The sequence below is a fragment of the Nocardia sp. NPDC127579 genome (genome assembly GCF_042672005.1).
Taxonomy (GTDB): Bacteria; Actinomycetota; Actinomycetes; order Mycobacteriales; family Mycobacteriaceae; genus Nocardia.
This window is the reverse complement of sequence record NZ_JBHXVZ010000001.1, coordinates 462170-485806: the sequence shown is the minus strand read 5'-3', so window position 1 is coordinate 485806 and position 23637 is coordinate 462170. Positions and strand designations below refer to the sequence as shown.

Below are 23637 nucleotides of genomic sequence, written 5' to 3'. Positions count from 1 at the left end.
GCGCGCGGTTAGATGGGTTACTGGCATATTCCCGAAGAGTTCGCCTGGGTCGGGTGGGTAGCGGGTGCGGAGATCACGCACATCGATCCCAATGACCTGGACGGGATCTCGGATGTGCTGCGTGAGATCGCCGAGGAGATCCTCGCGCACGCGATCGGCGAAGCCGATGTCGCCAGTAACTCCATCAAAGTCGCCTATCCGGCCGGTTCCGGCGGCGAGAAGATCTTCGAGCAGCTGCAGAGCGTAATCCACGGCCAGGATCCCAAGCACGGCTCGATCGAGCTGATGGGGGATTCGTTCAAGGATCTGGCCACCGCCGTGGACGATTTCACCGGCGAGGTGCACGGCAACCATTTGAGCGCGATCTTCGCGCTCGGCTGGCTGGTCATCGAGCTGGCCTGGGCGCTGGCCGCCGGTCCGGCCGCCCCGGGTTTGCAGGCGGGTGCGATCGCCGCGACCCGCGCCGCCTTCGGGATCATCGGCCGCATTCTGGAAAGCGCGATCGCCCGGATCATCGGCCGGCGGTTCCTCTCCGAGGCAGCCCGCACCGTCATCGCCAAGGTCGTCTACGAGATGGTGCAGGAGGGCATGGTCGAGGTCGTCCAGACCACGATCGAGGAAGTCGCCATCCACAACATCCTCAAGGCGGAGGGCCTGAAGTCGCAGCCTTTCGACTGGGGCGGCTACCTGAAGAACGTCGGTGTCTCGTTCGTGGCGGGCGCCGTGGGTGGTGGCACCGGTTTCGGACTGGGGCAAATCCCGGCTATGCGGCGGATGATGCAGAGCGACAGCCGGTGGACCCGTGCCTGGGCGGGCGCGATGGTCGGTACCGGCGCGGGTCTGGCGGGTGCGGGCGCTGCGTGGGCGATGACCGGCGAGTTCACGCCGCACGCGTTCGTCGGCGGCGGGCTCTCGGGTGCGATTCCGTCGGCGGCGTCGAGCTTTCGTGGTGGTCAGCAGTACTCCGGTGCGCCGAACGTCGGCCAGGGCGAGAATTTCAATGTGCCGCAGCCCGACGGCACCGCGCCGACGGGGGACCAGAACGGCACCAATCCCACTGGTACCGGCGAGAATTCGGGCACGAACGGTGCGGGTACCCAGAACGGCGCTGGGACTCAGAACGGCGCTGGGACTCAGAACGGCGCTGGGACTCAGAACGGCGCTGGTAATCAGGATGGCGCGGGTACGCAGAACGGCGCTGGGAACAACAACAGCCCGGCCACGAACACCGCCGGTGCGGATACCACGACCGGTCAGGACACGAACGCGCCGCAGGCCGGTCCCGCCGAATCGGGCGCGAACCAGCAGCAGAACGACGCCGGACCGCAGGCGGGGCAGCAAAGCTCGGAAGCCGCTGCGGGCGAAAGCAATTCGTCGAATTCCGGGGGAAACCAGAACAGCGCACCGCAGGCCGGAGAAGCGAGTTCGGCCGCGTCCAATCCCACTACCGGAGTGTCGGATCCCGGTGCAGGAGTGGGTGTTTCGGATCCGGGTTCCGGCGTTACCGATCCCGGCGCCGGTGCGGCGCAGATCAGCCCGGTCACCGACCCGGGCGCGGTCAACAACCTGGCCGGCGTACCGCTCGGTGATTCTCAGATCGGTTCCGGCACAGGGCTTTCTGGAACATCCGGCACGGATGTGAACACTGCGGGTGCGAATACCGCGACCAATGGAACCAGCACCGCCGCGCCTGGAACCGCCGCGCCCGGTATGTCCGCGCCTGGAACCGCCGCGCCCGGTATGTCCGCGCCTGGAACCGCCGCGCCGGGGATGGCCGCGCCCGGCGCGACTGGTTCCACACCCGGCGCGAGCGCCTCGGCACCGGGGGCGAGCACGAGTACGGGCGCGTCGAATGTCACGCCCGGAAGTTCTTCATCCGCAACGGGTTCCAGCTCGACCGCGCCGACACCGGGCCAGACCAGCAACTCGCCCGCGCAGCCGAGCACGGGCCGGCCCACCACACCCAATATCCCCGGTGTGCCGCGCGTCGGAGACGCCTCGGTGTCCGCCGTCAACGACGGCTCCTCGGCCGTCACCCCGAGCAGCGATGCCGAATCCACGGCGGCCCCGCGCGCCGGTGCCGCAGCGCCGGGCGCCGCTTCGGCCGGTTCGGTGCAGAGTCAGATCACGGATTCGGAAGCGCCGCAGCGGAATACGTCCGACTCGGATGCCGATAGCGACAGCCAGGTCCAGGTCACGCCGGAGAGCGAAGCGCAGGTGCGCAGCGACACCGACGAGCAGGTGGCCGCGCGCTCGGACACGGATCAGACGGCCCAGCCGGACAGTGACGACGACGCCCGGACTTCGCCCGACGAGGATTCGGCCGCGACGCCCGATGAGGATTCGGCCGCGCGGCCCGACAGCGACGAGGACTCTGCGGCGAGTCCGGACTCCGACGAGGACTCTGCGGCGAGTCCGGACTCCGACGAGGACTCTGCGGCGGGCCCGGACTCCGATGAGGATTCGGCGGCGAATCCGGACTCCGATGAGGATTCGGCGGCGAATCCGGACAGCGACGACGACTCCGCGCTGGTTCCGCCTCCGCCTCCTGCACCTACTCCGGCGAACCCGGCTCCGGCGCGCGCGAGCACCGATCCCGACTCCAGCACGGATCCCGCGAACACCACCGATCCGGAAAGCCGGGCCACGCCGGATGATTCGTCCAACCCGAGCCCCGACCCGGACAACAACATCCGCGACCCGCGGCAGGTGCTGCCCTCGGACACCCGCGAACCCAGCCAGGCCCAGAAGGACGAGGCCAAGACGCTGGTCGCCGGGATGGGTGCCAAGCCGGATCTCTCCGACCTCCAGCTCACCCCGAAGACCAAGCCCGCCGACGCGGATGCGCTGGCGCGCAGCAACTCCGAGCGGTGGAACAACCTCACCCCGGAGCAGCAGCGGCTCCTGATCCAGGTGCATCCGGCCGCTGTCGCCAATATGCCCGGTATCCCCGTGTCGGATATCGATACCGCGGCCCGCCTGCAGATGGCTCGGGAGAAGGCCGATCTGATCGCCCGCAGCGGGTTGGACGCGGATCAACAGCAGCGACTGAGCGAATTGCTGGACGCCCAGAAAGCGGCGGAAGCCGCTCTGGCGCAGGCGAAGTCCGAGCTGCCGCGGGCGAAGACCCAGGTCGACCCGAAGGCCAAACTCAGGGAGCGGCACCAGGCCCGCAAGGAGATCAGCCGCGAGATCGCGCGGGCCAAGCGAGACATCGCCGAGGCGCGCAAGACCCGGGACGCGAAGGTCAAGGAGGTCAACGCGGAGCTCGAGACTCTGATCGGGAAGAGCAAGCTCGATGCCGCCGCCAACAAGCAGCTCTCGAACCTGCTGCGCACCGAATCGGCCATCGCCCAGGCGCAACTCACGGCCTTCTTCACCGCGCCCGGCACGCCGGTACATGTCATGGCCTTCGACTCCACCGCGTTCAACGGCAGCGGCCGCGCGGCCATCGCCATCGGCGATGTCGACACCGCGACCATGTTGTCCTGGCATGTTCCCGGCCGTGATGCCTCGCTGGCCAATGTCGGCGGCATCGTGGCGCAGATGGCCAGCCAGTACCAGGCCACCGCCGGTCGACTACGCGAGGGCCAGTCGGCCGCTTCGATCGCGTGGATCGGTTACGGCACGCCGAGCAAGGCTCAATCCGTCACGACCTGGCATGCTCGGCAGGGCGGCAAGCTGCTCGCCCGCGACATGGCCGCGTTCGACGCGGGCCGGGCGGCGGCCAACGAGCTGCGCGTGCAGGACGGCAAACCGCGGATCGCGCTCTCGAACAAGATCATCGCGCGCGGCTACGGCGTGGACGTCGTCGAATCCTCCGGCCGCAAGGGGCGTTTGGAGCGCATCGTCGACGACGTCGTGCTGATCGCCTTCGGCCAAGAAGACGAGCCGATGATCGGCAAGAAGCACTTCGGCGATGTCCGGGTGCATGTGCAGGATCGCGCCAGCGGGCTGTTCAGTGAGTTCACCGGTCGGCATATTCGGAGCGAGCCGGTGCGTCCGGTGCCGGTCGATCGGATGTATCGGCTGGAGAACATCGCTGCCGGAACCACCCAGTACCAGCGTCCCGACAACGAGTCGTATCTCGACACCGACGCTCCGCCGCTGCGCGAGAAGAACGGGTGTTCCGAGCAGGCGCTGTACCGGGCGCGCCAGCGCACGGGCAACCCGGACGTCACCCTGCCGACCGAGCTGACCGCCGAGGGCATGTCCATGCAGAAGCTGGAGCAGCACGGCGACGCCCAGGCCATCGAGGTCAAGGTCCGTAAGCGCAAGTCTCCGCACGGGGCGATCGCCGAGGCGCTGGGTTTCATGGAGGGCCGGGCGACGGCCATTGTCATCGACGAGCGCGCTGCTGTCGACAGCGACGGAGTCGGCTCGCACGCGTACGTCATGTACTACGACGCCGACACCGGCAAGATCATGGTCGACGACCCGTACAACCAGGAGAACGGTCCGGTCGAGTTCGATCCGGAGAATTTCCCCAGGTCGAAGCGGAAGACCTGGGTCATGATCTACGACGGCAATGGAAATGCCGTGCGCCCGTACGTGGCTCGCCCGCTCGCGGTCGGCGCCGCCACTCAGGGCCACGATGACGACGACGAGAACGATCCGCGCCCCCGTGTCGGCGACGACCAGGGCGGTCGCCCGGACCCGATGCGCGATCTGCGTCAACTCCTGGACAACCTGCGCGACGAGCGGACCACCCGGCCCGACCCGGACCCGGATACGCAGCCACCGGACCCGACCCAGCCGGATCCCACTGCATCGCAGACGCCTGATCCTGGCGCGCAGCCGGACCCGAATGCGTTGCAGACCCCTGATCCCGCTGTGCAGCCGGACCCGAATGCGTTGCAGACGCCCGATCCGGGTGCTCAGCCTGATCCGAATGCGTTGCAGACGCCGGACCCGGCGGCCCAGCCTGACCCGAATTCGCAGCAGACGCCCGATCCGGGTGCTCAGCCTGACCCGAACGCGCAGCAGACGCCCGATCCGGCTGCTCAGCCGGATCCCACTACGTCGCAAACGCCTGATCCCGGTGCTCAGCCTGATCCGAATGCGTTGCAGACGCCGGACCCGGGTGCTCAGCCTGATCCGAATTCGCAGCAGACGCCCGATCCGGGTGCTCAGCCTGATCCGAATTCGTTGCAGACGCCTGATCCGAATGCGTTGCAGACGCCGGACCCGGGTGCTCAGCTTGATCCGAATTCGTTGCAGACGCCGGACCCGGCGGCCCAGCCCGATCCGAACGCGCAGCAGACGCCCGCGGCGCCCGGGACCACCCCGGCTCCGGTCGGCGAACTCGCTGCGCTGACCGACGCCGACCGTGCACGCCTGTCCCGGCTTTCGCAGGCGCTGGGGTTGGGCGACTCGCTGTCGACCATGCCGGACGCGCGGCGGATTCTCGCGGATCTGTCCCAAATGGCTTGGGCGCGTAGGTTCCTCGATCCGACGCCGATCACCGGCCGGATGGGCGAGCTGATGACCTCGGCTGATTTCACTCCGCTGACGCTCGATGAGCAGCACCTCGGTCAGCGGTACTGGAACTACTCGATGGTGCTGGGCGACCCGGATTTCGCGCGGCACCGCGACGAGTCGCACGCGCTGCCGCCGGTCGACCCCGATGCCGCCGCACCCGCCATGCCGATCGCCGTGCCGGATGCGATCGCACCCGCGCTGGGCGCCCCGCCGAGCCGCTCGAGCCGGGCGCCGCAGCCGCTCGCGCCGCAGTCGGCGCAGGCGCAGCTACTCCGTCAGCTCCAGCTGACCGAAGATCGGGTGACACCCGCGAATCTCGCGGAAACGATTGTGGAACAGCGGTATCGAACGATGCTGCGGGCGGGTGCGATCGAGTCGCTGGCCTACACGCTGGCTGCGCTCGACGCAGCCACCGATTCGAACCAGCGGGCCGACCTCGCCAAGGTCGCCGACCACTGGGCGAGTCTGCTTCAGCTCTCGGAAAGCGACCTGGCTGAGGGGCAGGTCGATACGACGCTGGAGCGGTTGCGCGACAATGTGGTCGCGCGGGCGGAAGCCCTGAACGACCTCGCCGACGCAGCGCAGGCGGTGCACAAGGTCAAGCAGAAGAGCACCCAGGTCGTCGCGGGCGAGACTCGCCGGTACGTCGTGGTGGTGGATGGTCAGCGGGTGCCGGTCCAGCTGATCGCGGACGGCGCGGGCGGCTGGCGGGTGGAGCCCGCCGAACCGCTGCCCCCGCCGCCGCTCCCGGAGCCGGACTCCAGCGACTCCGATACCGCGCAGCAGCCGGGCCGGTGGAAGCGCGCCCTGAAGTTCCTGCGCACCCACCTCGGTTCGCACGGCACCGGCCGCCCGATCCAGTACGCGCTGGGTTCGGAGAACAACAGCGATCTCTACAACGCCTTCGGCGCGGAGTTCGAGCTGTTGACCGGCGACGCGGCCGCCGATGTCAGCGGCTTCAACTGGGATCCGGCGTTCTTCACTTTGCAGGCGACGAAGTTGTGGAAGGGCCGCGAGGCCTTCTGGAACATGGTGACCGGCAACTACTCCGATGGTCCGCAGGTCGGTGCCCCACAGACCACGGATCCGGTCGCGCCGGACGAGCGCGCCGGCCTCGACGACGATGTCGTGCCGCCGGTGCCGGACGCGCAACCTCAGGGCACCGATCCGGAGCTGGCGCGCAGCGGTGCCGAACTCGCTGCCGCCATCGCCGCCCGCAACGCCGCCCTGACCGCGCTCTACGCGGGCGCCGACGCGATCGCCCTGCCGCTGGCCGACAACAGTCCGGCCGCGGTGCGCACAGCGCTCGGCGAGGCGAGATATCGGGCGATGCGGCAGGCGGCGGCCGCCGCCGCCTACGCGCAGGCGGCCACACGGTTCCACAACGAGAACGAGCGCCTGGCCTACCTGCCGACCAACGATCTGCGGCCCGATCCGCTCGAGCGCTATATGCGCGAGCAGAACGTGGCCGATGGCCTGCCCGGCGCGGACTCCGAAGCCAGTGGCGTCAACAACAATCCGACGCGGCTGAAGCTCTGGTGGGACCCGGAAGGCAACCCCAGCCCTGAGGCCCGGCAGGCGTTCGAGGAGGCGATGCAGCGCGAGCAGGTGCGCGCCGAACACGGCACCTGGGCCAATCTGCTCGATGTCGACCCGGCCAAGCACAGCCCGGCCGATGTGGCGCGCGCGCTCACCGCGCTGCACGCGCGGGCTACCGCATTGGCCGCCGAGGCCGACCAATTCGCGCTGCTGGAAGCGGCTTACACCGCCGCCGACACCGAATTCGCCCGGATCGCCGAGGAGATGGCGGCGACGGCCGGCCACCGGTGGCTGCTCGACAATGGCGGCGATCTGCTGGATCCGGACGCCGCGCCGGGTATCGGCCTGCTGGACGGCAACCCGCAGCGCCTGGTCGTGATCAACGACGGCGGCGACCACGATCAGCAGCTGGCCAACGCGCTCGCCGATCCGCGCAATACCGATATCGCGCAGATGCTCACCCAGGGTGAGCTGGAGCTCGAGTACCGGGTGGCGTGGGCCGACAGCAGCGGCGTTATCCACGTCGCTGAGCTGGACGCGCCGCAGGTGCGGCATTTCTCGGGCGCGGTGGACGGTCGCACGCTCGAAATGACCATGGTGCGCGACAATGACGGCGGGCCGTGGCGGGTCATCCCCAGCGCAGCCGCGCTCGCCGCGCCCGATACTGCGATCCCGGTCCCGGATCCGGCCGACCTGTCGACCGCCGAGCTGGTGGCGCGGGTCGAGGATGCCGCCGCGCATCAAGGCGTCAAGCTGACCGATCTGGCTCCGAACCGGGTCGAGGACGCCTTGGAAGCGGCCCGCGTCGCGAACCGGTTGCGTGCGGTGCGGATCGAAGCGCTGGCCGATATGGCTCGTCTGCACGCGAATGTGGCCCGCTTCAACGCGTTCGACCTCGCGCTCGTCGATGCCGGGCTGAGCCGCGACGATCTGCGTGACCGTCCGCTGGCGAAGCTGAAGGAGCTGGCCGAGCAGCAGCCTGCGCGGGCAGAGAAGTTCGACAAGCTCGCCGCGATGCTGGGCCGGTATCCGGGTCTGGTCGATTTCGATCCGAATCTCTACGACGCGGACGATCAGCAGCGCCCCGGCGGCCTGCCGATGCATCACAGTGACGCCCACGATCAGGTCGCGCTGCTGATCGACAATCTCGCCGATTTCCTGTCCCAGGCACAGCACGGTCAGACGCTGCCCGGTCCGACTCCCGATATGGCGGAACCCGACGCCGACTGGCTGCATCTCATGGGTGTCGATCTGGACACCGCTACGCCGGACGAGCTGGTGTCGATCTACAAGAATTTCCGGGCGGGCAAGCTCGACCTGGCCGCGCTGCGCACGCCGGAGCAGATCGCGCAGGCGCTGGCGGAGCTGCGCGCCGATGTCCGCGCCGATGCCGCCGATATCGCCGCCCTGGCGGCGCTCGCGGAGACCTACTACCGCCTGCCCACCGCCGGTACGCCGATAAACCACTGTGTGACAAGGGCTTTCGATCTGCTCGCGGTGCGGCATCCGAACGCGCTCGGCGGGTTCGCGGTCGATCCCGGCCGGATCAGCGGTGTGCCGTGGGGTGAGCTGTCGGACCACTTCGGTGTCGCGCAGCCCGAACCGTTCCTGCCGGGCGAGCAGGGCGGTGCGCACGCCCGCCTGCTGACCACGCTGCGGACGCAGGGCGTCGGGGCCTCGGCCGTGGTGATCGATCAGCGCACCACCGTCGACGACTACGGTGTCGGCGGTCACGCGTACACCGTCACCTACCTGGGCCGTGACGTGTTCGACGTGGACGGTCAGCGGGTGCTGCTGGCCGATGTCGATCAGGACGGTCAGGAGCAACTGCTCGACCTCGGCCCAGGCGGCGACACCCAGCCGAAGTCGCTGGCCGAATTGACCGGTGGCACACCGGCGGAGACCGCAGCGACCTGGGCCAGCATCTTCCAGAACGACGCGCATGTCCCGAATCTCGGCGACGAGGGCCCGATGCCGGACGCCGACCTGCGCGTCGGCCAGGATCCCGCACCCGCGCCGCGGCGGCCGGAGGATCCGGTGCATCAGGCGGCCCGGTTCTTCGACGAGACGCCGAGTCTGCGCGTGGAGCCCGAAGCCGGGGCCGAGCCCTCGCCCGCGCATCTGAGTTACGCGCAGGACCTGGCCGCCCGCCTGGATCTCCCGGAAACCCTTGGCGCGCTGCCGGATCCGCAGGCCGCGCTGCAAGATATGGCGCAGATGGCGCTGGCTCGCCGCTTCCTGGACGATTCGGCGGACGGTCTGGCCCAGCAGCACATGCTGTTCCCGACGAACTTCGATCCGCTGACCGCCGACGAGCAGTTCCCGGGGGAGCGCTACTGGCGCTATCCGTCCGACCCGGCCGACGCCGACTTCCTCGCGCAGCGTGACGCGACCGATTACTTCATGCTGTCGATCGGCGTGCCGCCGGATACCCAAGCGGCGCCGCCGATTCCACTGGCGCATCGGGACGCGATCGCCGGACCGCTGGTCTCGCCGCCGGACCCCGACGCCCCACCGCGTCCGCTCACCATGCAGCAGGCGCACACCTCGCTCGCTGATCAGCTGAATCTGACGACCGAACAGCGGGATCCGGCCAACCTGGCGACCACCGTCGCGCAGGAACGCTACCGAGTCCTGTTGCGCGCGGGCGCGATCGAAGCCCTGGCCACCGCCATGAGCCGCCGCGACGCCGCTCTGGATCATCAGCAGCAGACCGAGATCGACAAGATCGTCGAGGTCTGGGCTGATCTGCTCGCCGTCCCGGCTGACGGTCTGACCGGGAAGAATCTGGACGACACGCTGGCGCGGCTGCGAGCCGAGACCACGGCGCGGGCCCAGGCGGTGCTGGAGCTGGCCGATGTCACGCAGGTGATGCATGCGGGCCAGCGGCCGGGCGGGCCGGTGCGGATCGACCTCGAGGTCGGCGGCCGGCGGATCCCGATCCAGCTGACGCCGGACGGCTCCGGCGGCTGGCGGATCGACCCGGCCACCCGGCTGGCCGCACCCGAGGTGCCCACCGCCGCGATCGTCAAGGCGCCGGAAACGAAGCCGGGCGTCATCCAGACTCTGCGGGAGCAGCAGGGCGTGGTCAACCCGGTGCATCCGCCCTCGGAGCTGGTGCCGGCCGGTCAGTCGTTCACGGTGCAGAACTTCGGTCACCTGGCCGACAGCGATTTCTGGAGCAACTTCGAGGCCAATCCCGCGTTCACCATTCGCGAGGTGGTCAACCTCAAGCGTAATTGGCCGAAGATCAAAGCCTTCCTGCTCAGCCAGAGCACCGCGGCCGAATCGCACGGCCCCGTCTCGCGCACCGGCCAGGTCTACGACTACGCCCTCGAGGACGCCGATCCGAAGGCGCTCAGCGATCGCGAGGCCGAACTCCGCCGCCTCGGGCTGGCGGACCGCTTCCTGGCGGGACCGCCGGTGGCGCCGACGTTGCCGCCCACGCAGCTGGTGCCCGGCGTCGACACCTCACTGGAACCTCCGGTCACCCCCGAGGCCGAGCACGATCCGTCCGTTCCGGCGCAGACCGAACTCGCCGACAAGGGCCGGGAGATGCAGCGGGCCGCCCAGGAACTGGACGCGCGGGCACGTGCGTTGCAGGCGCTGGCGGCACCGCTCGGCATCGATCTGTCGAATCCGAGCCCGGAATCGGTGCAGGCGGCCATGCGGCAGGCGCGTTATCTGCTGACCCGCGAAGCGGTGTCGGCCCAGGCCTTCCGTGCCGCGCTGGCGCGTTATGTCGCCGAGAACGCCGATATCCCCTTCCTGCCCGATATCGACCTGTCGCATCTGCTTCCGGCCGCCGTCGTCAACCGTCCGAGCCCGCTGGATCGGTACGCGCGCGAGGTCGACGCGGCGCACAACGGTCGCGCGAGCCTGATGGGCTGGGGCGGGATCAACAACAATATGCAGGGCGGTCGGCAGTGGTGGGATCTGTCGCACCGCGACACCCCCGCGGCTCGCAGGTTCTTCGAGGAGGCGCTGCGCCGGCACCACATCCGTACCGAACTCCAGCATCGCGCGCACATTCTCGGTGTCGATCCCGAGAACCCGGATGTGCTGGCGGAGTTGGATTCTCGGCTCACCCAGTTGCAGAACGACATCACCGCGTTCCAGGCGCAGGCGCAGCGCGTGCTCGATGCAGACAGCGCATTCGACCAGAGCGCCGAGGCGATGTCGAATATCGCCGGCAGCGAATGGATTCGGGTCAGCGGCGGGTTCCTGATCGATCCGGTCGCCCATCCCGGCATCGGGCTGGTCGGGACGCCGATGAAGCTGGTCGTCATCGATAACGCCATGAATCACGATGTGGCGCTGGCTAAGGCACTCGCCGATCCCGCGAACTTCGAACTGGTGGAGCTGATCAACAACGGCAGCCTCGAGGTCGAGTACCGCGTTGCCTGGCCGCGCGAAGTCGGCGGCACCTGGCGGGTGGCCACCGCGCCGGTGGAATCACCTGCGGTGCGCCATATTTCCGAGGATTTCGACGGACGGAACCTGACCGCGACCATGGTTCGCCACGAGGGGGGCCCGTGGCAGACGGTCACCGATCCGGCGCAGCAGAGCCGCCCGGCACTGGATCTGTCGCGGATGTCGCGCGGCCAGATCGAGTCGGCCATCACCGAACTGGTGGGGCGGCTGCCGATCGGCCGGATCGATCTGACCCCGGGCCAGCTCGACGCCACCCTGGAGCGCCTGCGTTTCGACAACAATGTGCGGGCTGCGCAGATCGAGGCGCTGGTCGAGTACGCGCAGAACCTGCACGCCCTGGACGCCTACCACCGGGTCGATACCGCGCTGAACAAGCTGGCGCTCTCGCGCGCCGATCTCGCGACCGACGCCAAGCCCACCCTGGAGGCGCTCAAGACCGCGAAACCCAAGCTGGTCAAGGAGATCGACGCGCTGCTGACGCAGCTGGAGGCCGACCCGGAACTGTTCACCCGGGACCCGCGTGTCGCCGACGACATCGCGCCGATCATTCTCGCCGATGCGCCCGCGCACCTGGACACGCTCATCGCGGATGTCGATCTGCTGCTCGCCCAATTGCGACTGGCCGGTTTGCCCACCGTGCCGGGAGTTGTCGTGCCGGACCAGGATTGGGTGCGCCTGCACGGCGCCGACATCTACAACGCCACCGACGCCCAGTACAAGGCGACCTTCGGCAAGTTCAAGACCGAGAAGTTCGAGGACATCTTCGTCCGCGACCCCAAGGCGCTGGCCGAGCTGCATCAGCAGCTGCGTGGCGAGGTGCGCCAGGCAGCCGTCGAGATCGAAGCCTTGGCCGCGCTGGTGACCTACTACACCAGCGAGATCGATGCCGCGGGCCCGGCCGCGATCAACACCTGCGTCTCGGATTCGCTCAGTCGCGTCCTCGCCGATCAGGGCGATATCGTCGATGTGCCGATCCCGGTGCCGGGCAACCTGTCCGGCCGGACCTGGGGCGATGTGCAGCCGATGCTGCGCGGCGCGCGCCCGGGCGCGTTCGACAACAGCGACGCCCGCGGCCACGTGAACCTGATCCAGGCGCTGCGGCAGCAGGGCGGGCCCGGTGCCATCGCCTGGGTGGTGGACGAGCGCTGGAGCCCCGGCGCGCACGGTGTCGGCGCGCACTCCTACACGGTGAAGTACTTGGGCGGCAACCAGTTCGAGATCGACGGCCGCCGGGTGACCTACGACGAGGTCGGCTCCAAGCGCAGCAATCTGGACTGGTTCGTGGCTCCGGACGGCAGCCGGGTCGCGCTGGCCGATCTCACCGGCGGCAGTCGCTACGACACCAAGACGACGTGGGCGGCGGCGTGGAACAACGGCCGGCCGGTGGCGAACTTCGGCGACCTCAACGCCGCCCTGCCCGCCGCCGATCTGGCCATCGGCCAGACCCCGGATCCGAACGCCCCGGTGCCCGCGCATCGGCAGCCGCCCGCGCACGCGCCGCCCGCCACCCGCCTCGGCGCGCTGCGCGGCGAGATGTCGGTGGCCCTGGCCTTGGAAAACAGCAGCCGGCTCGAGGCCGCCAGGTTGGCGTCTGAGGCGCAGGCCGCGCGCGCCGAGGGGAACCCGGATGCGGCCGCCGCCTTGGACGCGCAGGCGCGTGAGCAGCTCGAAGCCGCGGAAAGTGCTGCGGCGCAGGCGGAATCAGCGCGACTCGCGGCGGTCCAGGCGCGCGAGGACGCGCTGACCCGCACCGAGGCCGACACGCGGGCGCAGATCGCGGCCCTGGCCGCCGAGGCCGCCGCCGTGCAGGCCCGGCTGGAGGTCGAACTCGGCGGCGGGCTGGACGCCGAGCAGTTCCACCGCGATCTCGCGCTGGTCGACGATCTGGCCGCCGCGTTCGCACTGCGGGAGCAGGTCGACACGGCGCAGGGGATCCAGCACACGCTGGAGGAGCAGATCGCCCGCGGCGAGGAGTCGGCGCGGGCGCTGCGCGAGACCATCGCGCTGCTGGAAGCGGAACCGGACGATACCCCGGGCAAGTGGTCGGATCTGGCGACGCTGCGGCTGCGGCTGCGCAGCGCGACCAACGCATTGGAGGACTTGCGGACCTCGCTCGAGCGGCTGACGGAGAAGACGCCGCCGGGTGAACTGATCGAGCTGCGTGCCGCGCTCACCCAGGAGATCCTGGCGGGGAGCAGGTCTCGCGAGGATCTGGCCGAACAGTTCGACATCGCCGACCGGGAGCAGCTGAACCCGAAGTACGAGGGCGCGCTGGAGCCGGGCGCGCAGCGGGTTCGCGAGCTGCGCCCGCTGGTCGATCAGATCCGGGATCTCCAGGCGCAGCAGGACGCGCTGCACAAGTATCTCGACACCCAGGTCGCCGAGCGGCGGGCCGCCCTGACCGCCATGGACGAGCTGGGTCTGCTGCCGGTCTCCGAACGCGTCGGCGTGCGCCCGGCGCTCGATCCCAAGGCGCTCAACGCCGAAACCGTGGTCGTCGGAACGGATACCGACGTCAACAGCTACCGGCAGGCGCTGAACGCGACCATGTCGCCGTGGGCCGACCTGAATCTGCTGCTGAGCATGGCGAAGTCGGCGGAGATCCCGGTGCACGTGCAGTTCCGGCAGGTCATCGCCGATGCTGACGGCGTCTTCGAGCAGTCGGTGGCATTGCCGTCCACCGACGCCGAACTCACCCTGCGGGTCGGTTCCTGGGAGGTGGGCAAGCATCCGCGCGCCTGGGAGAAGACCAAGTGGGCCGATCCGCAGCCGCCGTTCCTGTTCAAGGTGTCGATGGTGCCGACCTTCGACAAGATCATGGCGGGCTTGCACGAGTTCCGGCCGGGTGAGGTTCCTGCGTTCCTGTTCCCGCAGAATCTGCCGTTCTCCAAGGAGATCTACACCATTCCAGAGGGTGTGGACGCCTGGAGTTCGGATGTCGGGCTCATTCTGTTCCACCTGCGCATCCTCGCGATTGGTGTCGCCGACCGGATCTCCACGCATCCATGGACGGTCAACCTGGTCCAGAACCGGCCCTGGATCGGCAGATTCATGCTCTCGGCCACCCGCTGGCTGCCCGCGAACACCGCGCACGGCAAGTCGGTCGCGCTGCCGCTGTCGATCGATTTCGTGAACCGGCATCCGCATGTCGCGCAAGCGATGTCGGATGTGACGCAATGGATTCCGGCCGTGCGCGACGGCAAGTGGATCCAGCTGATTCCGGTGGTGCGCGGCGCCCGCACCTACGCCTGGATCGACAACAGCCAGCCGGATCCGCAGCAGTTGCAGAACCCGGAACTGGCTACGCCGCCGCGGAATTCGGAGCAGGCCCGATTGGACGGGTCGCACGCCCTGCCGTACACCGGCCCGAGCGTGGAGATTCCGGATCAGCTGGCCACGCAGTGGGCCGCCAACGAAGCCGAACGCGCCGAGATCCGGGAGCGGACCGAAGCTGCCTACGAGGGTTTCGAGTACAACCGGGTCCACCAGGGCGACAGCATGCTGGCGGCGATCGCCGATCACGCCCTCGCGAATCTGGACCGCTACTCCGGCGGCAACCCGCTGGAGCCGGTACGCGGCAAGGACAAGGCCTGGGATATCGACCCGGACGGGTCGACCATGGCTAAGCACAAGGACGGGTCGACCTGGCTGAAGCACCCCGACGGTAGTCCGCGCTCGCGCGAGCAGATCATCCAGACGCTGACCGAGGTCCGCGACTACCTGGTGCGCAATATCGAGATTCCGCCGAACCACGACATCGCCCTGATGTTCCAGCGTCTGATGTCCAACCAGGCGGTGCGCGAGGACGTCATCGGGATCGAAGCCGCGATCGTCTCGATCGCCTTCCGGGCGGCGAACCCGGGCGCGAGCGTGCAGCAGGCGAGCGCGGCGGCCAAAGCCGCGGGCTTCGACTGGGATCGCCGACCGCGCCTGCCGCGTGAGCGCACCAGATGGCAACGCTGGACCGGTGCTCGCCCGACCCCGCTCGGATTCACCACCGAACTCGATCCGAATGTCAACGACCCGGCGCGCACCCGGCGCATCGGCTTGGAGTTCGCCCCGGGTGAGACCGGTTTCGCCCAGCTCAACCGCGATATCGCGGCGGTGCTGCGCCAGTGGCCGGCGGCGAAAGTCGCTGAGGCACAAAGCCAGATCGACGACCTGGTCCGGCACGCGGTCCGGTCCTACGAGGGTGATGTCGGCATCATGCGCGGCGGAGTCCAGGTCTCGGCGTACGTCGAAGGGCCGGTCGGTGCCGAGACGCTGGTGGTCGACATCGTGGGCGTCGGCGGCGATATGCGGGTCGTGCCACAGCATGTGGAGATCGACCAGCACCTCAACGATTGCGTGCGGACGGCGGGCCGGTACGTCAATGCCGCCCAGGGCGCGACCGTCACCGACGCCGATCTGCTCGCGCCGTCGTCGCTGGCCGGTGTGCGCTTCGGCGACCTGGTCCCGGCGCTCCGCGGCGCACCGCTGCAAGGGTTCGCCGGCACGTCCCAGGTCAGCGGCCACGCTCGCCTGGTGCAGGGTTTGATCAACGCGGGCCCCGGCACCACCGCCTACGTGATCGAGCAGCGCGGCAATCCGGACCGGCACGGCGCGATCGGTCACGCCCTGTCGCTGCACTACGTCGGTCAGGAAAACGGCAGGCACGTCTTCGAACTCAACGGTGCGCGGGTCACACTCGACCGGGTCGAGAACGGCCGCGAGTACTTCGACGCCCCGGCCGCCGCCCTGCCGAGCGGGCAGTCACGTCAGGTCTCGCTGGCCGATCTGGCCGGCGGCACCCGCGACGGCGCGGTCGCCCTGTGGGCCACCGCCTACCAGAACCAGCAGGCGATCGTCCTGGACACCGGCGATGTGAACGCGCCGACGCCCGGCGAGAACGCCTACATCGGCTCGAATCCGGCGATCCAGCCGCCCGCGGTGGACGCGCGAGTCGAGCCGAGCGTGGCCGCCTACGACGTCGCCGAACCCAACCGACCCGACACGCACCGGCCGGAATTGGGCGCGATCGCCGAGTACGGCACGCTGACCATCCGGAACGGGTTGATCTACGACGCCGAGGGCGAGCTGCACAGCACCGGCGAATTCGGCGAAGTCTTCGTGATCTTCCCCGACGAGATCCGTAGCGCGTCGACCAGCGACACCTCGCACGCCGAGCTGTACAGCTCGTTCCCGGACCCGGACGCCGGACCGATCGCGTTCGGTGTGTGGATCATCGAAAACGGTGTGCTGACGGGTGTTTGGGCTTCCTCGGCGGAGTCGTTCTGGGCGGGTTCGCTGAACCCGAAGTTTGCCGCCCAGCTCCAGCACCTGCTGGTCGACTCCGGTGTCGATCTCACCGATGTCGACTTCCGCGCCTACAACCAGGAGGGCATCTGGCAGTCGCCGCGGATTCTGACGACGCCGCAGATGCTCGTCGATCAGGCCTTCGTCGAGGTCGACGCATCGACCCGGGATCTGATCACCAAGACGTTCCGAGGTTTCGGCACCGACTTCTCGGTCGACGTGACCGAGGTCCAGGTGACCGGTGAGCATCAGCTCTCGATCACCTTGGCACTGAGCCCGGTGCGCGGTGTGCCCGGTCGAGTAACGCTGGTGCTCGACAACACCGAAGGTTCGAGCACCGCCCGCTACACCGATGTGGAACTGGGCCCCGACCGGATTCGGGTCGCCGCCGCGCTGGAGCAGGTGCACGCCAGGATCGCGCCGTGGCTCGCCGAATCGAACACCACCTTCCTCGGGCAGGCCGGCAGTCCGATCGAGACCGTGATCGAGAATCCGAACACCATCGCGGACTGGGTCGGGGAGCAGCTGGTCGCGCTGGATTGGGGCAGCCTCTCGCAGCGGCCGCTGGTGCAGCAGGCCGCCGCCGAACTGGCGTCGAATGCCTTGCAGCACAGCGATGCTCGCGCTCGGATCGTGCTGCGCGTGATCGGTGAAGCCGGAATCGGGCAAGTGCTGCTACTGGAAGTGATCGACAATCAGCCGGTCGCGACCGAGCCGGATGCTGGGACCAGTGTCGTCGCGCTCGCCGATGACGCGGGCAAGGTGACCTCGGTACAGTTCGCCGAGGCAGAGCTGTCCGGACCGTTCGAGGTGCACAGCGATCTTTCGCACGGCTGGGTGGAGTCGGACGACATGCCGCGTGGCGCGGTCACGTTGATTCGCGCGCTGACGGTCGAGGGGCAGTCGAAGGTCCTGGCACTGACGGCCGAGGCCGCGACGCGGGATCCGGCCGAGCTCGCCGCGGAGCTGCGGGAGACCATCGCCGAGATCGGCCGCAAGTTCCTCGAGGCCGAGGTCGACCTGAAACTGAAGGCCGGGGATCTTCCGGGAGTTCCGATCTCGGATATCTTCCCACCGACTCAGCTTGCGTACCTGCACTATTCGCTGGAGCGCTCGATCGCATCAGGCGTGTTGCAGTACAAGTTGAGCGAGATGGCCCTGCAACAGATCAGCGATCATCCGGATCGGGTGAGTGCGGCGTTGCGGGCGGACTACACGAACCTCCAGCCCGGCTATTACGCCTCGTGGCTGGACACGGACTACGTCATGCACGACATGGACGGCCACCCGCGCGAGAGCGGCCAGCACGCCTACGCGCAGGCCGCGGTCCAGCATCTGACCGCCACCTGGCCGCTGATGAACCCGGCCCGAGAAGGCGTCCGATCGGTCTGGGACGAGCTGGCGGCGATCAAGGAAGAGCGGTCCGCCAGCCGGAATCCGATCCTGAACAGCGTCCCCGCGCACCGCCGGGCCATGTTCGATCTGCCCGCCTTCGGCGTGAGCGATGTCGTCGTCAATGTGACGGGCGACAAGACGGTGCTCAGCGCCTCGACGAATATGGAAAGCGTCGCGATCGTCCTGCGCGGCTATCTGGAGAGCCTGGCCAAGCACAGCGAGGTGATCGCGGGCTGGCCGTGGTCCACTATCCAGCACGCGATCCTGCAGTTCACGACCAAGTTCGCCACCATGGCCGGGGTCACGTTCACGACGCTGGGTGGCTTCACTTCTCCGGCGAAACCACCAGAGTTCGCAATCACTTTCGACACCGAGAACCAGAGGATCACCTCGGTATCGATCACCGGTAGGTCGAAGGAGATGCTCAAGGTCGATCGCCGCGGTGTGTGCCCGGGCTTCGGGAATATGAAGCCGTTCGGTGAGGCGGTCGCCGCGATCGAGGAGCTACAGGAATCACTACAGGCGTTCGATGTCGAGCCGGGTGGGAAGGTCTCCGGGGCGACCATCGGGATCCGGATCGGCGCGTTCCTGCTGCCGCTGCTCGGTCGTGACTTCCCGCAACTCCAGCTCACCGCCGACATGCTCACCGATGCGATGCCGGCGCAGGCCGCCGAGGACGGCACCGCCGCGACCCCGGCGCGCACCGCCCCGGTACCGGCTGTCGCAGTCGCCGAACCGGCACCCATCAACACCTGTGTCGACGACTCGCTGCGGTTGGTGGCCAACGACCAGCGGGTGGAGGGTCGGCCGGATGTGGTGCGCCAGCCGGAGCCGCAGTCGGCGGAGAACCTGTCGGGCCGGCGGTGGCAGGATGTGGCGCCGCTGCTGCTGGGCGCGCAGGTCGAGGGTTTCGACCACGCGAGCCTGGTGCAGAGCCTGATGAGCGAACGGGCCGGGAAGGATTCGATCGCCTGGGTCCTGGACCAGCGGGTGACCGTCGATCACAACGATGTCGGTGCGCACTCCTACGCCCTGAAGTACCTGGGCGACAACGTATTCCTGCTCGACGGCACACCGGTGACCTACGTGCGCTCCGACAGCGACGGTACGGCGTGGTTCACCAACCGCCCCGGCGGTCCGGAACTGTCCCTGGCGGAGCTGACCGGCAGCTCGCCCGAAGGGAACGCGGCGACCTGGGCCGTGGTGTGGAAGGGCGGAGAGGTCATCGCGGGCCTCGGCCGCGATGCCGCCCAGCCGGCCGCGGACCTGAATATCGGTCAGACCCCAGGTCCGAACCTGCCCGCCCCGGCCTACCGGCAGCCACCCGCGCACGCGCCGCCGCCCGCCACGCAGCTCGCCGCGCTGCGTGTCGAGATGTCCGAGGCAGTGGCGCGCGAGACCGAGGCGATGGCCGAGTCGGTGCGGTTGAACATCCAGGCCGCGGAAGCACTCGCGGACGGGCGTTCCGGAGACGCGCACGTGCTGTCCACACAGGCCGAACAGCTGCTGGAGACAGCCGCGCTGGCCAGGTCCGAAGCCGAGGCGGCGCGCGCGGCCGCCGTGCAGGCGCACGCCGACGCACTGAGCCGGACCGAGGACCAGACGCGGGCGCGGCAGGCCGAATTGTCCGCGCAGCTCGCCGATTTGCAGCAGCAGCTGACCGACGCGGTCCGCGACGATACCCAGGTGGCGCAGGTCCGTCAGGATCTGGCCCTGGTCGACGATCTCAGCCGGGCCTTCGAACTGCGCGACCGGGTCGACATGGCCCAGCAGGTGCAGAACACCCTCGAAGAGCAGATCGCCCGTGGCGAGAACACCAAGGCGACGTTGCGCCGGGCGATTCTCGATCTCGAATCCGAAGGTGTCGACACGCGGGCCGCCGCCCGGGCCAAACGGGCGGATCTACAGGCGCTCGGTATCAAACTGCGCGACGCCGACCATGCTGTGGCCAAGCTGCAAGCCCTGCACACGATGCTGACCGAGAAGACGCCGCCCGGTCCGCTGATCGAGCTGCGTGCGGCGTTGACCCAGGAGATCCTGGCGGGCACCAGGGCGCGGAACGCGTTGGCCGAGGTCTTCGAGATCGATGACGTCAACCAGCTGAACCCGGAATTCCAAGGTTCCCGCGAGCCGGGTGCCGAGCAGGTTCAGCAATTGCGCACGCTGGTGAACCAGATCCGCGAGGCCGAGGCCGAACAGGCCAGGCTCACCGCGCATCTCGACGGTGAGCTGGCGCAGCGCCGGGCCGCGCTGGACGCGTTGAACGAGCTGGGACTGCTGCCAGTCTCGGAGCGGGTAGGTGTCCGTCCGTCCTCGCGCCCCGACGCGTTCGACGCGGAGACGGTGGTCGTCGGGACCGATACCAAGGTCAACGACTATCGGCAGGCGCTGTACGCGACGCTGTCGCCGCAGACCAATCTGGACATGCTGCTGAGCATGGCGAAGTCGACCCTGATTCCGGTGAATGTGACGTTCCGGCAGGTCGAGGTCGACGCCGACGGCACGTATCAGCAGTCGGTGGCATTGCCGTCCACCGATGCGGAGCTGACCCAGCGGTCTGGTTCGTGGGATCCGGCCAAGCATCCGCGTAAGTGGGAGAAAGAGGAGTGGGCGGATCCGCAGCCGCCGTTCCTGTTCAAGGTGTCGATGGTGCCGACCTTCGACAAGATCATGGCGGGACTGCACGAGTTCGAGAACGGTGAGGTTCCGGCGTTCCTGTTCCCGCAGAATCTGCCGTTCTCCAAGGACATCTACTCCGTCCCGGAGGGCGTGAACGCCTGGACTTCCGATGTCGGGCTCATCTCGTTCCACGCCCGCATTCTGATTGTCGGTATCCTGCAACGGATTCCGACACATCCGTGGATGCAGAACCTGGTCCACAATCGCCCGTGGATCGGCCGGACCGTGCTGCGCGCGACCCAGTGGCTGCCCGCCAATACCGCGCACGGCCAGGCCGTGGCGCTGCCGCTGTCGGTGGACTTCGTCAACCGGCACCCGCACGTCGCCCAGGCGATGGCCGGTGTGACGCAGTGGGTTCCGGCGGTGCGCAAGGGCCGATGGATCCATCTGCTGCCGGTGGTTCGTGGCACGCGAACCTACGCGTGGTTCAACGACGCGCAGCCGGATCCGCAGGCGTTGCATCGTGACGAGCTGGCGCCGATCGGGCTGAATTCCGAGCAGAAGCGCCTCGACGGCACGATCGCCTATCCCTTCACCGGCGACAGCGTCGACATCTCGCAGACTCAGGCCGAGCAGTGGGAGGACAACGAACTCGCGATCGAGGAGCTGCAAGAAGAGACCGATGCTGCCTACGCGGGGTTCGAGCACAACCGGGTAGCCGAGCACGACAGTCAGCTGGCGCGGATCGTGAACAACGCGCTGTCGAACCCTGACGCGTACTCCGGTGGTGACCCGAAGCGCTGGGTGCGTGGTCCGGGTAAGGCGTGGGTGCGTGATCCCAAGGGCCAGCACATGCCCAAGCGGGCCGACGGCTCGACCTGGCTACGGGACCACACGGGCCGGACCCGTCCACCGGATCAGGTGCTGCGGAACATGATTCGGGCGCGTGACTATCTGTTGCGCAATTCCGAGGTCAACCGGATCGCCGATGTCGTGCAGATGTGGAACCGGTTGATCGAGGGTCACCCGGTGCGTGAGGACATCATCGGGCTCGAAGCGGCGCTGTACGAAGCGGAATACCTGGCGCGCAACCCGAAGGCGACGGGCCACGAGGCGCACGCCGCCGCCAAGGCCGCCGGATTCGACTGGGTTCGACCGCACCTGCCCGCGGAACAGACCTGGTGGCAGCGTCTCACGGGGCGTCGCCCCGATCCGCTCGACTTCACCCCCGGGCTTCATCCGAATGTGAACGATCCGGCCCGCACCCGCCGGTTCTCGCTCGATCTGTTCTACGGTGTGCAGGGCCTCGACGGTGTGGACAGTCGACTGCGTGCGATCATGCGTGGCTGGCCGCCCGCGAAGGTCGACGAGGCGTTGGCCGAGGTGAAGCGCACCGTGCACCGGGCCACGCGGTCGTACACGACCAACGATCACGATCTGGCTCGTGGTGGTGTGCACGTCACGGCGAAGGTGACGGGTCCGCGCGGCGAGCAGGTGCTGTCGGTGACGGTCGCGGTCGACGGTGACGGTGCTTTCCCGAGGACGCGGTACATCCTCGATAAGCACGACAACGACTGCGTGCCGGTCGCGGCGGGTTTCGTCAACGAGGCACAGGGTGTCCGGGTCACCGACGCCGATCTGCTCGAGCCGTCCCTGGCGGGCGTGGTGTGGAGCGATATCGCGCCCACGCTCAACGACGCACCGCTGCAAGGCTTCAGCACCGACACGGAGTTCACCGGGCACGCCCGCCTGGTGCAGGGGTTGATCAACTCGGGCCCAGGGACAACGGCGTATGTGTTCGAACAGCGTGGCGAGCCGGATCGGCACGGCGCAATCGGCCACGCGGTGGCGCTGCACTATGTCGGCCAGAACCCCGACGGCACACACGCTTTCGAGCTCAACGGTCAGCCGGTCACCCTGAACCGCATCGACCCGAACGGCCGGGAATGGTTCAGCGCACCCACGCCGACTGCCGCGGTGGCGGCGCTACCCGGCCCGAATAAGGCTGACACGGACGAGGACTCGCACGAGGTTTCGCTGGCGGACCTGGCCGGCGGCACCCGGGAGGGCGCCGTCGCGCTGTGGGCCACCGCCTACCGGAACAAGCAGGCGGTCATCCTGGACACCGGCGACGTGAACGCGCCGCCGCCCGGCGACGACGCCTACATCGGCACCTCGCTGGACCAGTACCCCGATCAGGTGCGCACTCTGCTGGCCCAGACCCAGATCGGTCGCGACACGTTGGCCCTGATCGACCGATCCGGAATCAGAGTCACCTATATCGAAGGACTGGACCGGAGCGCCGCCGCAACCTATCGGCACGCCACTCTGACCGCGACAGTCCGTCGGGTGGGGCCGTCGCAATTGCAGCAGGCACGGCACCTGGTGCACGAAGCGGTACACGCGGAGTGGGGTCTGCGCGGCGTCGGCGTGAAGTCCCCGGCCCATGCGCGGCTGATGACGGTGGACGCCTACGTCGATGCCAAGGTCCGCGAAGAAGCCGCGGCGTTCGGCCGAGCGGCCGAATTCGTGCGCCAGCTGCGCAGCGCGGACTACGACCTGGAGTTCACCGATCGGGAGATCGCCTATTTGGCCGCCTACGACGCGGCGATGGCGAAGTCCGCGCGGACCGATCCGGCGCAGGATCCCGCGCGGATGCGTGAACTGGCCAGGGCGGCCGCCATCGAGGCGATCCGCGACGAGGTCGCGACCACCGCGTGGAACGATGGTCGCAACTACACGCTGTACTACACCGAGATGTGGCACGAATCCGAGCAGGCCCAGGCGGGTGGCCGGGTCCGCCGACCGTCGGATGCGGTGCGATCCGAATTCCACGAGCTGCTGAATCAGTACCGTGCCGCCGAGGCGCGCGAG

General features: G+C 68.6%; 1 protein-coding gene (running past one end of the window). It reads left to right on the top strand.

Annotated elements, in window-relative coordinates; genetic code table 11:
• Positions 1-12: 12 nt before the first annotated feature.
• On the top strand, positions 13-23637 hold the start of the coding sequence (locus tag ACFVMC_RS02005; protein ID WP_379206016.1) for a LuxR C-terminal-related transcriptional regulator. 33666 nt of this gene lie beyond the right edge of the window; 23625 of the gene's 57291 nt are visible here — the first part of the coding sequence; the start codon lies at positions 13-15; its stop codon lies beyond the right edge, outside the window.